Here is a 14,022-nt window from a genome sequence, read left to right as displayed (position 1 = left end):
CGCGGACGTCTTGGCCAGCTCGTAGGCGGGCAGCATCGACGCGTGCTCGTCACTGTCGAACGGCGCCAGCTGCACGACCACCGCGCCCGCCTTCGTGTTCACCGCGAAGGCGGTGTACTTCTTCTCCATGTCGAGCTCCTTGTCGACCTTCTCCCAGGTCACCTCGGCGGCCTGCGCCCCACCGATCTGCACGTCGGTGTAGGTGGTGGCGGGCGCCTCCCCCGCGCCGGTCCGGTCGGACGCCTTGACGAACGCCGCCAGATGCTCCCGGGGCGCGCCGCTGAGCCCGTCGGCCACGTGCACCCGGATGAACCCGATGCTGCCGGCCGGCTTGGCGTCGATCTCGCACACCACGGTGAAGTCGCCGACCTTCGCCAGGTCGGCCAGCTCACCGAGCTCTTTCAGGTCGATCGGCTTGGCCTTCCAGTCGGCCGCGGTCTGGAACTCGAACGGCAGCTCACAGGCACTGCCCTTGGCCCCGATCGCGGCGCCGGCAGCCGCGGCGGGCGCGGCGGCGGGAGCGGCCGGGGCACTGCTCGCGGGCGCCGCCGGCGGCGCCGTTTCCGGCTCCGCCGACGAACAACCACTGGCAACAAGGAGTACGGCAAGGGCGACCCCCGCCGGAGAATGCATGATCTTCACAGTTGCGAGACCCTACACAGGGGGTACGACACTCCGGTCACGCAGTGCGTTCAGCCGCCGGGCCCGCTCCTCGGCCTGGCGCTGGGAGTAGGTGCCGAGCATCGGAAGGGGCAGCACGTCCTCGCCACGGGTCAGGACCGGGCTGTAGATCGGCAGGAGGCGCCAGTCGGTCACCCGCCAGTCGATCGCGGTGATCTCGGACCACGGGACGAACTCGTGCCTGGTGTCGAACCCGCGGACGTGGACGCCCTCGGCGTCGAAGGTGACACCCGTCCGGAACAGCGCATCCCCCTATGCCGGGACCGGACGGGACAGGTCGGTCACGATACGGTCGATCTCGGCCAGGGCGTAGGCGGCGAGCCGGCGCTGGGCGGTCTCGGCGGCCGGATCGGTCTCCTCCAGATCGCCGAGGATCACCAGGTTCTCGTCGTTGAGGGTGTTGGCCGGCGCGGTGAAGTTGAAACTGCCGGCCACCACCAGCCGCCGGTCGATGATCATGAGCTTGTGGTGGACCTTGCGGACCCCGTTGCCGAAGGCGTTCTCGTAGAGCTCGGCGCCGGCCGCCTTCAGGCGCTTGGTGGCGGCCCACTCCTGCGAGCCCTGACCCCGGTCGAGCACCCCGCGGATCGGGATGCCGGCGCGCAGCAGCCACTCCATGGTGTCGTCGATGCCCGACGACTGGGCGAACGTGAACATCGCGAAGTCCACCCGCTCGGCCGCCTTGAGCATCTGCTTCATGATCTCCATCTCCGGCCCGTGGTAGGGCGCGAAGATCGGCTTGACCCGGATCTTCCCGAGCCGGAACTCGGCCGGGCGCGGGGTGACCCGCTCCTGGAGAGCGCCGAACGTGCCGGACCGCATCCGCTGGAACTCGGCCAGATACAGGCTCGCGGCCGTCTGCCCGCGCAGGATCACCAGGTGGTTGAGGTTGTTGCCGGGCTGCTCCGGGTTGTCCGGCGGGTTGATCCCGGTGTCGGTACGGGTGAAGTTCGTCGACCCGGTGAGCACCGCCGCGGTGTCCTTCCCGGCGTCCCGGACGATGAACTTCTGGTGGAAGATCTTCGGGTTCAGGTCGGTGATCAGGTCCACCCCGGCCCGCAGCAGAGCGGCGTGGATGACCCGGTTGGCCTCGTTCGCCCCGTCCACCGCCCACGGGTCGGCCCGCGGCGGATCCTCGCGCAGGTAGTCGCCCTCCAGAATGATCTGGATGCGCACCTTGCGGAGTTTGGCGGCCAGCACCGCCTCGGCGATCGGCCGGGAGTCCAGCTCCTGCACGGCGATCAGCAGCGTCTCGTTCGCGCCGCCGATGAACTCGCGGATCACCCCGTCGAGATCGTCCGGCCCGCCGAGCACGGTCGGTCCGGTGTAGAACTCGACACTTCCCAGGTCCACGCCCATGACCCCAGTGTCGGCGGTCATCCCCGGCGCGTACCTCGTTTGATCGGATTGTCTGATCGTAGGATCCGGTCTCATGTTCGACACCACAGCCGAGCTCCGGCCCCGCATCGGCGACCGCGCCGGGGTGTGGGAGTTCCTGCGCCTGTTCACCGCCGCGTGGGACCTGACCGGCGCTGGCCGCTCGTTCGACGAGCCGATGCCGGCAGCGCTGCGGGAGGCGTACGAACTCGGCGCGATCCTGAACGCCACCAGCCGCCCGTACCCGGAGGACGGGGTGCTGGTCTTCCACCACGCCGACCCGGAGATCACCGAAACGTGCTGGGGTGTCCCGCTCGACATGATCGGCCAGGACGATCCGCCGGTCGTCATCGACACCGGGAAAGGCTGGCTGCCGTACGTCGATCGGGTGTCCCTGGCCTGTGTCGACATCGCCCTCACCACCGTCGTGCAGGAGCATGAATTCGAGCTCTGCAACGCCGCCGAGCTGCCGGCCGACGCGGTCGAACCGGCGCTGGCCCCGTTCGACCGGGTGCCGCTGCCGGACCTGCCGATGTGGATCGACATCGAGGAGTCGCCGGTCCGCTGGTACTCGGCGCCCGGCCAGTTGCTGCGCGCCCACGGCGAGGGCGGGGTGTGGGTGTGGGTCAGCGCGCAGTCCGGCACCGCCCTGGACGCCCTCTACACGGCGATGCCCGCCGCACGAGGCTGCTGGAGCAACTGACCTCCGGCGTCCACGTCATACTGATCGACCCGGCCGGACGATTTGTGAAATCGTTTCAGGGCGGGCCGGGTCATGGGGAACGACGAAGGAGGGCTCGATGGAGCCGGTGGAGACGGCAGCGCTGGTACGCCGGGCGGCTGCCGGTGACGCGTCGGCCTGGGAGGAACTCGTCCAGGCGTACGCGGGTCTCGTCTGGTCCGTGGCCCGCGCCTACCGGCTGGGCCGGGCCGACGCGGAGGACGTCAGCCAGACCACCTGGGAGCGGTTCGCCCGTTCCCTGGACAAGCTGACCGACCCCGGCCACGCCGGCGCCTGGCTGTCCACGACCGCACGCCGCGAGTCGCTGCGGGTGCTGGCCGCCCGCAACCGCATGGTGCCGACAGGTGACCTGGCGTGGATCGGCCCGGCCCGGGAGGACCAGTCACCGGAGGAGATGGCGGTCGCCGCCGACGAGGAGGTCAGACGCGACGCCCTGGCCGGCCGGCTGTGGCAGGCGCTCAACCAGCTCGGCGACAACTGCCAGCGGTTACTGCGAATACTGATGGGCCAGCCACCGCCCTCGTACGCCGACGCGGCCGCCGCCCTGGGTGTGCCGATCGGGTACCTCGGCCCTACCCGCCGGCGGTGCCTGGAGAAACTTCGCAAAATCGCGGATGTATCAGAGCCGGCGGAGCAGGGTCATGACTGGTGACGAAGACCTGCCGCCGTCCGAGAGGGAAACCGACGACATGAACGTTGAGGCGGCGCTGAGCGCACTGATCGCCCGGGTGGATCCGATGCCACCCGAGGTGGCACGGTATGCGGTCGCCGCGTTCGCGTTCCGCTCCGACGGTGAGGACTTCGCCGATCTTGAATGGGATTCGCTGACCGACGCCGAGGTCCTCACCCGCGGGCCGGACGACGTCCGGATGCTGGTGTTCGGCCCGGCCGGTCCCGACGGCATCCGGGTACACCTCGGCCTCGCGCGTACCGCGTCGGGGTTCGAGGTCGACGGTTTCGTCGAGCCGGCCGGCCACACCGAGGCGGAGCTGCTCCACGACGGGGGCGCCGTCCGCCGGCCGATCGACACCGGGGGCCGGTTCTTCACCGACCTGCCCGTGGTGCGGTCGATCCGGCTGCGGCTCCGGGGCACCGAATCCGCGCCGATCGTCACCGGCTGGGTGGCCCTCGGCTGACCGCGAGAAAGCGAGACGACGATGCCCGGAGAGACCAGTTTCCCGAACCCGTGGGCGCTTGACCCGCGGGTCCGGCGTACTGGCAACACCTACTACATGGCCAATGAGATCCTGGTGGCCGCCGACGACGCCGGAATGGTCCGCGGCGCCATGCGGGGCCTGGGCGCGCAGCGGAGCGAGGCCCCGGACGGGATCGACGAATACGTGCACCGGTACGTCCTGCCCGACACCGGTGACGACCCGCCGGTCGTGCCGCAGGTGGTGGGTCAGCTGCGTGCCCAGGGCAACAGCCCGCGGGTCGGGCTCAACCACGTGTTCGCGGCCAACGCGATCCCGATCAGCGGGCAGCCGAAACTGCACGGCGGCACCGCGACCGACCCGGTTCCGGCGCCGCAGCCGGAGATCGGCGGCGTGGCCACCGACAGCCGCGTGGTGCGGGTGGCGGTCATCGACACCGGCCTGGACCCGGCGGCACTGACGCTTCCGGTCTTCTACCAGCACCAGCGGCACGGCCGGCACGAGCCGGACGCGGTCTACGAGAACCCGGCGGTCCGGCGGATCGGCCTGATGGGCGGTCACGGCACGGCGGCGGCCGGGATCATCGCGCGGTACGCCCGGCGTGCTCACCTGACGTCGATCCAGGTCCTCAACGTGCACGGGATCTGCGACGAGTGGACGCTGGCGGCGGGCATCCTGCGAGCCCGTGACGCCGGTGCCGAGATCATCAGCATGTCGCTGGGCGGCACCTACGTCGGTGACGAGGAGCCGCTCGCGCTCAAGGCGGTCTTCGACGACCTGCCGGCCGGGACCGTCGTGGTCGCGGCGGCCGGAAACGTGGACGCGGCCACCCCGAACTTCTACCCGGCCAGCCGGCCCGGGGTGGTCTCGGTGGCCGCGATCGACACCACCGACCCGGCCGGGACCGAGGTGCCCGCCACGTTCAGCAACACCGGTGACTGGATCACCGCCTGTGCTCCGGGGGTGCGGGTACACGCGCCGTACGTGTTCGGCACCTGGAACTACGGGACCAACCCGATCGACTTCACCGGGGCGGTCGCGTGGAGCGGCACGTCGTTCGCGACACCGTTCGTGGCGGCGCAGATAGCGGCCAACACCACGTTGAAGGAGACGTGCGCGGAGGCCGCGGACCGGCTGTTCGGCGGGCTGACCCGGTCGTTCGCCGGGTACGGGCGTTATGTCGCGGCGCCACCCGGGTTCATCCTCCAGTGATCACCTCACGCGGTCAGGTGACCGGCCATCATGCTCCGATGTCCGGCCACCCGACTCCAACGGCCGGGTAACCGGGCGGCGGCGCGCCGGGTGGCCGGTCCCTGCCCGGTCGGTCACCCGGCCCCGTAACAGACGTACGCGGCTGCGGCCGGGTCGTCGCCGGACTCACGCTGGGCCTCGGCCAGAGCGGTGGCCGGTGACTTCCCGGACCGTAGGTGCTCGTGCAAGCGGAGCATCACGTCGCGGGCGGCACCGTCGCGCACGGGGGCGACGGTGGCGATCACCGAACGGGTGCCCATCGCCAGCAGCGCGGCGGCGAATCCCATGATCTCGTCGCCGCGGTGCACGGTGGACATGCCCGAGTCGCACGCGGACAGCACCACCAGGCCCGGGGGCTTGCGTAGCCCCTCCAGGTCGTACACGGTCAACGGCCCGTCACCCAGTCGCAACGCCGAGAACTGCGGGTTGTCCGCCCGGAACGTTCCGTGCGCCGCGATGTGCGTACGCCCGGCGCCGTCCATGGCCGCAAGGACCGCCGAAACCCGCGCGTCGGCGCCGGACAGCGCGGACGTCGCGCCGTACCGCCCGGAAAGCGCGCTGATCTCGTCGGCCGCGCCGGGCAGGCCCGGTCCCGCCACCAGCACCGTCGCGTCCCCGGACGGCTCGGCGGTGACGGCCCGCAGCCAGGCGGCGGCGCTCGGCGCCACCGACAGGGTCCGATCCCGGCAAGCCGGAAGAAGCCGCCACGGTACGCCGTGCAGGCGCCCGGACGGCACGATGACCAGGTCGGCGTCCCCGATCCGGTCCCGTAGCGGGCCGAGCAGGATCGCGTCGAGCCGTTCCCCGCCGGCGCCGCCGCCACCGGGCCGCAGCGACATCCGGTGCAACGCGAACCGCAGCCCGCGCACCTCGGCGTCGACCGCCGTCACCGGTCCCAGGTCGTGCCGGGTCAGACGGCCGCCGGCCAGCACCACCGCGTACATCATGTCGCCGACGGTGATCAGCTCGACGAGCGCCCGGTCCCCGAGGCACGAGATCAGCGCCGGGACGTCCCACCCGGCGGCCCGCCCCGAGTCGCCGGCCGACCGGCTGGGCCCGGCGCGGCGGGTCCGTTCCCGGATCGAGCGTTCCAGCTGGGCCTGGCGGTGGCTGTGGCGGCGGGCGTCGCGGCCCTCGGCCAGCGCCTGTTCCCGGTCTGCGGCCACCGCCCGCAGTTCAGCGATCTCGGCGGCGAACCCGTCGTCAGCCGGCGGAAGCGCGGGCCGGGCCTGCTGGGCGGCCGCCCGTCCACGTTCCGCCCAGGTGAGCAGGGCCAGCGCCGACCCGTCGGCCACCGCCGCGTCCATCGCGGTACGCACCAGGTCCAGCCCGTGTTCGGCGGCCCGGACCCGCAGCTCGGTGGCGCCGAGGGTGAGCCGGTGCTCGTCGAGGGCACGCAGTCCGGCCCGCAGGGCGGCGTGCGCGCCACGCCGGTCCTCGCCGGCGATCCGCAGCAGCGCCTCGGCGTGCCAGGCGCTCACCCGCTGGGCGGCCGGGCTTCCCGCGCCACGGGCCCGGCCGGTGTGCCGCAGCAGCTCGGTGGCCTCCTCGGTCCGCCCGGCCGCCAGCGCGCACCGGGCGGCGATCAGCGCCGCATCGGCCGCGGCCACGGCCCACCCGCCGGCCCGTAGTTCCTCGCTACCGGCGACCGCCGCTCGCAGCAGGTCCGGGCCGTGCCGGCCGGCGGCCCAGTCGGTGCGGATCAGCATGTACCGGGCCACTGCCGCCCAGCCCGGCCGTCCCTGCTGGTCGAAGGCCCGCCCGGCCAGCCGCGCCGCCTTGCGTGCCTCGCCGGTCGCCCCGCAGGCCAGCGCCGCCGCGGCCAGCAGCAGCCGGGCCTCGGCCAGGTCGGCGGCCATCCGGCGGCGGGCCAGCTCCCGGACGGCCGCGGCGGCGACCTCCCGGGCCTCCTCGTGCAGGCCCGCCGACAGCAGCACGTCACACCGGTCCATCATGATCAGCGCCGCTGACAGGTGGTTGCCGACGTAGTGCTCCTCGGCCGCGGCCAGATGCGTCAGCGCGGCCACGACCTGCCCGGCCCGCCCGGCCGCGAACCCACGGTTCCATCGCACGTCGGCGACCGCCAGATCCTGGCCGAGCTTGCCGTACAGCTCCTCAGCCCGCAGCAGGTCCGCCTCAGCCGGGCCGGGCCGCCCCCGGTACGCCTGGAGCACGCCCCGGTTGTTGAGCACCTTCGCCTGCCACAGCAGGTCACCTTCGCGCCGGAACACGGCGAGCGCGCCGCCGTACTCCTTCAGTGCCTCCTCGAGGAGGCCACGTCGCTGCGCGACGACGGCGAGTTGATGACGCAGGCGGGCCGCTTCCAGACCTTCGAGGTGTACGGCGGCAGCCTCCCCCAGCCGTACGGCGCCCGAGATGTCGCCTTGGTCGGCCCGAACCAGTGCCAGCGTCATCCTCGCCCGCGCCGCCGGAACCGGAAGCCCCGCCTGGTCGGCGACCGCGACCGCCCGCCGCAGATGAAGCGCCGCCGAACGCATCCGGTTGCTCTCCCGGGCCGCCAGCCCGAGAACGCGCTCGGCCGCCGACTCGGCCCCGGCGTCACCCGCCCGCCGGGCCGTGGCCCGCAGGCGCAGCGCCTGGCCCTTGGCCACCCGCGGGTCGATGTGCACGAGCCGCATCGCCTCCGCCGCGACCTCGTGCAGCCCGCCGGAGTCCGGGACCCGCTCGGTGGCCGGCGGCTGGTCGGTGGCCGGCGGCTGGTCGGTGGCCAGCGGCTGGTCGGCTGCTGGCGGCTGGTCGGCTGCCGGCGGGCCGCCCGCGAACCGGGCGTCGGCCGGCGCGTCGTCCGCGGCCAGCACCTGCTCGACCAGCGAACGGCCGTCCACCGCCACCGGCCCGTCGATCGCCCGCAGGTCATCCGCCTCCAGCACCCGCTCAACCATCAGCGGGGCCTCCGCCAGCGGCAGTCGATCAAGTGGTTCGAGGATGTCCGGCGCCTGCGCTGGTCCGGCCGGTATGCGACGGTCTGCGGCCAGCGCCTGTTCAGCCGATGCGAGACCGTCCGTGACCAGCGCCTCCTCGGCCGAGGTGAGGACCTCTACGGCCAGTGCCCCTTCGACCGGCGCGAGGGCCTCCGCGACAATTGCCTCTCCGGCCGATGCGAGGGCCTCCCCGACCATTGCCCCTTCAGCCGATGGGAGGCCGTCTGCGACCATCGCCTCTTCGGCCGGTGTGAGGACGTCTGGGGCCGGCGCGGGGTCTGCCGGTTCGGGCGCGTGTGTGACCGGCGGCTGGTCGGCGGACGACGGCGCGCCGTCCGGTGGGGCGTTTCCGGACAGCGGGCTTCGGTCGGCCGGCGGTGTCGGACCGGTCGGCGGGGTGGGATCGGCCATGAAGTCACCGCCCCCTGGATGTATCAGGGTGGACACTGGCCCCTCCTTCTGTACATGACACCGGTTGAGAAGGCGAACTGGATCATCACATCGGTGATCCAGAGTGGATTCGACGTAGGCAGTGTGCCGCTGTTCGCGTTGATGTCCGCACGCGGATCGCCGAGTCCTCACCCGTGACTTCTCCCAGGCGGCCGGGCCGGTTCGCCCGCCGCCCCTGATCCGTGACTGGTTCGCTGGTCAGCGGCTGGTTCGGCGGCTGACCAAACCAGGCGGTTCACTGCGGGCGCCGCAGATCGCCCGCTTCCGTGGTTCCGCTGGGGCAGCTGCGGGCCGTCACGGGGCCGTTCCCCGGCCGGACCACCAATCCGAAGCAAAGTCACCGGGCATCGTGCGCGAGCCCGGGCATCACGTTCACCGTTCCCAAGGAGCAGAAGTGATCGACGCTGACCTGATGGACAAGATCCTGATCGGGCTGATCGGGGTGACCGCCGACGTCTCCGATCGAGTCCTTGACCTGGTCTCGGAATTCGCCGACGAACTCGGCGACCTCTCCCACGAGGACGTCGTGAAACTCGTCGAGGCCGCGGTGACCGCCACCGCCAGCACGGCTGTGACGGCAGCATTCAACAAGCGAAAGGCCCTGGCTAACGCCGACGGCGGACTGACCCCGATCGCCTGAGCCCCGACGCGACACCGCAAACAGGGAACAAGACCACGCCGAAATACGCTGGTCGATCACAGATGGACGGCCGGGGTAAACGCCCGGGCGATAGCTCGGCCGGCCCGGCAACGGGGTTTGGCCGAACTGAGGGAGAGCGGTCAGACCGAGGGGGGCCCGGTCAGATCGAGGGGACCCGGCCGAGCCCACGGGCTCGGCCGGGTCGGTGGGTTCCGGCCAACGAACCGGACTACCCGGCTGGGCCGAGGGCTGGACTGCCCGGCTGGGCCAGGGGGCTGCGCCATCCGGTTAGGGCCGAGAGTTGGGCGACTCGGCTAGGCCAAGGGCTGCGCCATCCGGCTAGGGCCGAGGGCTCGACTGCTCGGCTAGGGCCGAGGGCTACGCCATCCGGTTAGGGCCGAGGACTCGACTGCTCGGCTGCGCCGGGGCTGGGCTGCTCGCGTTACTATCGGCGGCGATCGCACAGGCCAGGCGGTTCTGAACCGTGGACGGTGCGGCCGGGACGCTCACCAGCACCGATCGAGGGGGCGGCGATGAGCTACAACCCGTATGAGCCGAACCACGACCCGTATCAGACGCCGCCGCCGCAGTTTCCGCCGCAGCCGTACTCGCCTGAGCCGGATCCGGTGTATCCGCCCCAGACCTACCTGCCGCCGAGTCCGGCACAGCCGTTCGCGCCGCCGCCTCCGGGCCATCACGGTCACCACCCGCCGCATCCGGGCCATCTCCGGCACCACCAGCCGCCTCCGGGTTTCCACGGGCACTACCGGCCGCATCCGGTCTTCGGCTACCAGCAGCCGATGTTCGCGCCGGCGTCCGGATGGGCAACCGCGTCCCTGGTCCTCGGCGTCGTCGGAATCCTGGTCGGCTGGTGCCTGGCCGGAGTCCCCTCGCTGATAGCGATCGTCGCGGGCCACATCGGCCTGGCCGAGACGAACTCGGGCACCCGCAGCGGACGCGGCCTGGCGATAGCCGGCCTGACCCTCGGCTATCTCGCAGTGATCCCCGGAGCGATCCTGTTCTTCCTGACCGTCGTCGGCACCCTGAACGGCGCCGGCACCCCCTGATCCCCGGCGGCACAGCCCGAGGCAGCACCCCGGTTCCGCTGGAGACCCTCCGCAGGGGCCCATCCGCCCGAACTTCACGACGTGGCGCGTCGAGTCCCACCCGGCAGTCCTCACCGTAGCTGTGACGAGCGCACACGTTGACGTTGCGCGTGCGCTCGTCACCGTCCCAGCGTGGACGAACGCTCACGATCGTCCGTACGCGTGCTCCGGCCCCTGCTCCGGCAACGACAGAATCGCACGAAACGTCAACGTGTGCGCTGGTCAACGTTGCTGGCCAAGGAGGCACGCAACCGACAGCGGCGGGCCCCGCAGAACATCACGCAACCGACAGCGGGAGGCCCGCAGAACATGCAGCGGACCACCGGCCGTCGCTGAGACCGGTAAAACCACCCGCATTCCAGTGGTGGGCGACGGCTCACGGTCTCCAATGCCACTTAAGTCGATCTTGCGCGGGCGCACTTCGGGTTCCAGGGTTCGGGTTCCAGGGGCTTGACCTGCACGCATGCGGCTGAGGCATGAATTGTGGCCCCGCCGGACGCCGACGACTCTCGCCGAGAACCTACAGGTCACAGCCTTGATCAACTTAAGCTAAGTGGCATTGCACGGTCTCAGCCGCCACCCAGCCCCGGAAACCACTCCCACTTCCGGTGCTCAGCGACGGCCCACGGTCACGGCGGGAAGGGAGCCGGCGGATCCCGGCCACTCGTTGGCTTTACGCGGCACGGTGCTGTGGTGACTCGGCAAGGGCAAGGTCACTGTGGTGGGTGGGCTGTGGTTGCGACTATGTGGTCGATGATCGCCTGGCGGCCGGGGCGGGCCTCGGGGACCGGGAGCAGTGGGTAGACGTGCACGGCGCCCGGCTCCTCGTGGTAGGTGAGAGGCACCGTCGGCGGGAGGCGGTCGCGGAGCAGGCGGCAGTCGGGCAACGTGATGTCTCGGGTGCCGACCAGGATCTGCAACGGGGGCAGACGGGTCAGGTCGCCGAACAGCGGGCTCAGCCGGGGGTCCTGGAGCGGGATCTCGCCGGCCCAGGCTGCCGCCAATGGGCGCAGGCCGGGGCGGCGCAACCACGGGTCGTGCGGCTCGACCTTGTCGACCTCGGGATTACTGATCGACAGGTCGAGCCAGGGGGCTATCGCGGTCACGCCGACCACTCCCCCGAGAACGCCGGTGCCGCCCGGCGCTCCCCCGAAAACGCCGGTCCCAGCGGTCGCGACGACGGCTGGGTCAGGCGGGTCGGCGGTCCCAGCCGTCGCGACGGCGGATAGGTCAGACGCTCCGCCGGTCCCGCCGGGAGCATCGGCGGACCGGTCAAGCGCTCCGCCGGTCCCGCCGGGCGCGACGGCGGATAGGCCAGACGCTCCGCCGGTCCCGCCGGGAGCATCGGCGGACGGGTCAAGCGCTCCGTCAGTGCCGCCGGGCGCGACGGTAGCTGGGTCAGGCGGAACGCCGAGCGCGACGGTAGCTGGGTCAAACGCCACGCCGGTTTCGGCGGTGGCGTTGGTGGGTGGGGTGGGGTTGCCTGCTGCGGCCTGGGCGGCCAGCAGCGCCAGGCCTCCGCCCGCTGAGTCGCCGGCCAGGTAGCAGCGGCGGCCCTGGGCTGTCTCGGCGGCGATCACCGCCGTCACGAAAGCCAGGGCCTCCAGGCCGGTGTGGGTGGGGGCCAGGCCGTAGATCGGGACGAGCACCTGGTGGCCGGTCCGGTCGGCGATGTGGGCGATCAGCGACCAGTGCTGGCTGACGATCTCGCTCGTGTACGCGCCACCGTGCAGGTAGATGACGGTCACGCCGGTGTCGGGGCCCGGCGGGCGGAGCCGGTGCAGGTCGAAGCCGTGGTCACGGGTGGTGCTCACGGCGTACGCCCGGAGGATCGCCGAAGGCGGCTTGGATGGGCCCTTGGGGCGCGCGAGGGTGCGCAGCCCCGCTTCCTCGGTGGTGAATTTCCGCTGGTAGGCGAGCCTGGTGAAGGCGGCCACCACGGTCATCTGCCAGCTCGTCACGGTGCCTCGCTCACATCGCCGTGAAGATGACGGACCGGCCCGCGGCGGCGGCCCGCTGGTAGAAGCCCTTGAGGCAGACCAGGCCGTCCCACGTGTAGTGGAAATCGTCGTCGTCGGCGGCGCCGTCATAGTCGTCGTCGAAGTCGCCGAAGCGTGCCCGCAGCCATGGCTCGTCGATGTCGGCCAGGGCCTCGGCCACGGCCCGGACCTCGTCGGGCGCCACATACACCACATACATCTCGTCGTGCAGGTGGCGGCCGCCGACGACGGCGAGGGCGAGCGGCTGGGTGCCGCCGTCGGGGTCGAGCGTGCCGTTGGTGAGGCAGCGATGGATCGCATCCCACGCCTTGTCGGTGTCGGCTTTGAGGGCGTCGTCGGCCCAGTCCTCCTCGAGGGCGCCGATGATCTCGCTGACCGCGTCGTCGTCGCCATCGGCGTCGAGCAGCAGTTTCTCCTGCTCGGCGGTGATCGCGTAGTGCACTCCCAACATGGCGCCGATCATAGGACGCCCCACCGACAAAAACGCGAGGGTCACCCGGCTCGGGGCTCCAGGATCACGACGGCGGTGGGGGTGGTCCGGTTGGAGGCGAAGGCGTCGAGGTCCTTGTTGGTGGTGCGCCACAGGTCCCAGAGGCGTTCGCGTTCGGCGCCCTCGGCGGCCCGCGCCCGGACCAGGCCCTCGCCGCCCGGCCAGACGACGTGGGCGTCCGGGTTGGCCTGCAGGTTCAGCCACCAGGCGGGGTCGCCCTCGCCCCAGCCGTTCATCGCCAGGGTGGACAGGTTCGGGCCGTCCTCGATGTAGGCGAGGATGACGGGGCGTTCCTGGCCGCTCTTCCGGCCGGTCACGGTGACCCGCATCGTGCCCCACTTCTCGGGCTTGGCCCGCTGGAGGGCGAACCGGCCGCCGGTGATCCGGTAGAGGCCCCGGTGCACCGCCCAGGCGGTCCGGATCACCCAGCGTGGCGGGAGCCACGGGCTTTTCAACTGACGGTTCTCTGACACACCGATCACCCCTGACGGGAGACGAGTCCGACGGCTTGACCATCCACTGTGTCAGCTGGGCGCATGCTGAGCGCCGTTCAGTGGACACGGCTGTACAGCAGCGGTCGCGGATCCCGGCAATCCCGGCGTGATGCGTCGGCCGCGGGGTCGTATTGCGGTCGCGGCGCTCGGCGTCCGTACGCGAAGATCGTCTGGTGTTGGAATTGAAGTTCGTCAAGGGTGACGCCACCAGTCCGCAGGCCAAGGGCCCCAAAATCATCGCGCATGTGTCGAATGACATCGGTGGATGGGGCAAGGGGTTCGTGGTGGCGATCTCCCGGCGCTGGAAGGAGCCGGAACGGGCGTTCCGGCAGTGGCACCGGGAGCGCGCCGGCAACGACTTCGGGCTCGGGGCGACGCAGTTGGTGCAGGTCCAGCCGGACGTGTGGGTGGCCAACATGGTCGGCCAGCGGGGCATCAGATCGGGCAGCGGCGGCCCGCCGGTGCGGTACGAGGCGATCGGCCGCTGCCTGCACACGGTTGCCGATCATGCCGCCGAGCTGAGGGCTTCGGTGCACATGCCGCGGATCGGGTGCGGGTTGTCCGGCGGCAAGTGGGAGCGGATCGAGCCGATGATCGTGGCCGCGCTGTGTGAACGCGACATTCCGGTGACCGTCTACGACTTCGACTGACGTTCGGGCGTAGGGTGGCGGTGACACCTTCAGCAGTGAGGGGCC

General features: G+C 71.6%; 13 protein-coding genes and 1 pseudogene. 7 read left to right on the top strand and 7 right to left on the bottom strand.

Annotation, left to right across the window (positions count from 1 at the left end; all coding sequences use genetic code 11):
* Positions 1-15: 15 nt before the first annotated feature.
* The 3 genes and pseudogenes from AB0E94_RS02655 to AB0E94_RS02645 form a co-directional block, all read right to left on the bottom strand.
* Positions 16-633, bottom strand: a pseudogene (locus AB0E94_RS02655) (lipoprotein); the annotation flags it as partial.
* A 21-nt stretch (positions 634-654) separates the two neighbouring features.
* Positions 655-816, bottom strand: coding sequence for a hypothetical protein (locus AB0E94_RS02650; RefSeq protein WP_360321404.1), 162 nt, complete (start codon positions 814-816; stop codon positions 655-657).
* 117 nt (positions 817-933) lie between these two features.
* Positions 934-2,061: a phospholipase D-like domain-containing protein gene (locus tag AB0E94_RS02645; protein ID WP_360321401.1), complete on the bottom strand. Its 1,128-nt coding sequence runs from the start codon at positions 2,059-2,061 to the stop codon at positions 934-936.
* A gap of 52 nt (positions 2,062-2,113) precedes the next feature.
* Here AB0E94_RS02645 and AB0E94_RS02640 point away from each other — a divergent pair, with 52 nt between their 5' ends.
* The 4 genes from AB0E94_RS02640 (at position 2,114) to AB0E94_RS02625 (ending at position 5,166) form a co-directional block, all read left to right on the top strand.
* On the top strand, positions 2,114-2,761 hold the full coding sequence (locus AB0E94_RS02640; protein WP_360321398.1) for a hypothetical protein: 648 nt from the start codon (positions 2,114-2,116) through the stop codon (positions 2,759-2,761).
* Positions 2,762-2,858: 97 nt separating this feature from the next.
* Positions 2,859-3,452, top strand: a complete 594-nt coding sequence (locus AB0E94_RS02635; protein WP_360321395.1) for a sigma-70 family RNA polymerase sigma factor — start codon at positions 2,859-2,861, stop codon at positions 3,450-3,452.
* Positions 3,442-3,936: a hypothetical protein gene (locus tag AB0E94_RS02630; protein ID WP_360321392.1), complete on the top strand. Its 495-nt coding sequence runs from the start codon at positions 3,442-3,444 to the stop codon at positions 3,934-3,936. The genes AB0E94_RS02635 and AB0E94_RS02630 overlap by 11 nt, the downstream gene beginning before the upstream one ends.
* A 21-nt stretch (positions 3,937-3,957) precedes the next feature.
* Positions 3,958-5,166, top strand: coding sequence for a S8 family serine peptidase (locus tag AB0E94_RS02625; RefSeq protein WP_360321389.1), 1,209 nt, complete (start codon positions 3,958-3,960; stop codon positions 5,164-5,166).
* A 113-nt stretch (positions 5,167-5,279) separates the two neighbouring features.
* Here the strand turns inward: AB0E94_RS02625 and AB0E94_RS02620 are convergent, their stop codons facing one another.
* On the bottom strand, positions 5,280-8,345 hold the full coding sequence (locus AB0E94_RS02620; RefSeq protein ID WP_360321386.1) for a CHAT domain-containing tetratricopeptide repeat protein: 3,066 nt from the start codon (positions 8,343-8,345) through the stop codon (positions 5,280-5,282).
* 646 nt (positions 8,346-8,991) lie between these two features.
* On the opposite strand from AB0E94_RS02620, the gene AB0E94_RS02615 reads away from it, so the two are divergent.
* Together AB0E94_RS02615 and AB0E94_RS02610 are read left to right on the top strand one after the other, a co-directional pair.
* Positions 8,992-9,237: a hypothetical protein gene (locus AB0E94_RS02615; protein ID WP_360321383.1), complete on the top strand. Its 246-nt coding sequence runs from the start codon at positions 8,992-8,994 to the stop codon at positions 9,235-9,237.
* Between the two features lie 533 nt (positions 9,238-9,770).
* Complete coding sequence (locus AB0E94_RS02610) at positions 9,771-10,304, top strand: DUF4190 domain-containing protein (protein ID WP_360321380.1); 534 nt, start codon at positions 9,771-9,773, stop codon at positions 10,302-10,304.
* Between the two features lie 752 nt (positions 10,305-11,056).
* On the opposite strand, the gene AB0E94_RS02605 is transcribed toward AB0E94_RS02610, so the two are convergent.
* Genes AB0E94_RS02605 through AB0E94_RS02595 form a run of 3 tightly spaced genes read right to left on the bottom strand, consistent with a single transcriptional unit; the run spans position 11,057 to position 13,306 of the window.
* A complete protein-coding gene (locus AB0E94_RS02605; RefSeq protein ID WP_360321377.1) occupies positions 11,057-12,304 on the bottom strand; it encodes an alpha/beta hydrolase in 1,248 nt (415 codons plus the stop codon).
* 10 nt (positions 12,305-12,314) lie between these two features.
* Complete coding sequence (locus AB0E94_RS02600; protein ID WP_360321374.1) at positions 12,315-12,794, bottom strand: DUF1877 family protein; 480 nt, start codon at positions 12,792-12,794, stop codon at positions 12,315-12,317.
* 41 nt (positions 12,795-12,835) lie between these two features.
* The gene (locus AB0E94_RS02595) at positions 12,836-13,306 is read right to left on the bottom strand and encodes a nitroreductase/quinone reductase family protein (RefSeq protein ID WP_360321371.1); all 471 of its coding nucleotides are present in this window, start codon (positions 13,304-13,306) and stop codon (positions 12,836-12,838) included.
* A gap of 194 nt (positions 13,307-13,500) precedes the next feature.
* Here AB0E94_RS02595 and AB0E94_RS02590 point away from each other — a divergent pair, with 194 nt between their 5' ends.
* Complete coding sequence (locus AB0E94_RS02590; protein WP_360321368.1) at positions 13,501-13,977, top strand: macro domain-containing protein; 477 nt, start codon at positions 13,501-13,503, stop codon at positions 13,975-13,977.
* Positions 13,978-14,022: the final 45 nt, after the last annotated feature.

Origin of the sequence: Actinoplanes sp. NPDC026670 (assembly GCF_040638175.1) — a bacterium.
GTDB lineage: Bacteria > Actinomycetota > Actinomycetes > Mycobacteriales > Micromonosporaceae > Actinoplanes.
Note: the sequence above shows the minus strand (reverse complement) of the source record. Positions and strands in the feature narration are given on the sequence as shown.

Excerpts from the sequence above, each read along its gene's own strand:
- AB0E94_RS02625 (WP_360321389.1), top strand. The coding sequence starts at position 3,958 with ATGCCCGGAGAGACCAGTTTCCCGAACCCGTGGGCGCTTGACCCGCGG.
- AB0E94_RS02635 (WP_360321395.1), top strand. The coding sequence starts at position 2,859 with ATGGAGCCGGTGGAGACGGCAGCGCTGGTACGCCGGGCGGCTGCCGGT.
- AB0E94_RS02645 (WP_360321401.1), bottom strand. The coding sequence starts at position 2,061 with ATGACCGCCGACACTGGGGTCATGGGCGTGGACCTGGGAAGTGTCGAG.
- AB0E94_RS02600 (WP_360321374.1), bottom strand. The coding sequence starts at position 12,794 with ATGTTGGGAGTGCACTACGCGATCACCGCCGAGCAGGAGAAACTGCTG.
- AB0E94_RS02620 (WP_360321386.1), bottom strand. The coding sequence starts at position 8,345 with ATGGTCGGGGAGGCCCTCGCATCGGCCGGAGAGGCAATTGTCGCGGAG.
- AB0E94_RS02630 (WP_360321392.1), top strand. The coding sequence starts at position 3,442 with ATGACTGGTGACGAAGACCTGCCGCCGTCCGAGAGGGAAACCGACGAC.
- AB0E94_RS02640 (WP_360321398.1), top strand. The coding sequence starts at position 2,114 with ATGTTCGACACCACAGCCGAGCTCCGGCCCCGCATCGGCGACCGCGCC.
- AB0E94_RS02610 (WP_360321380.1), top strand. The coding sequence starts at position 9,771 with ATGAGCTACAACCCGTATGAGCCGAACCACGACCCGTATCAGACGCCG.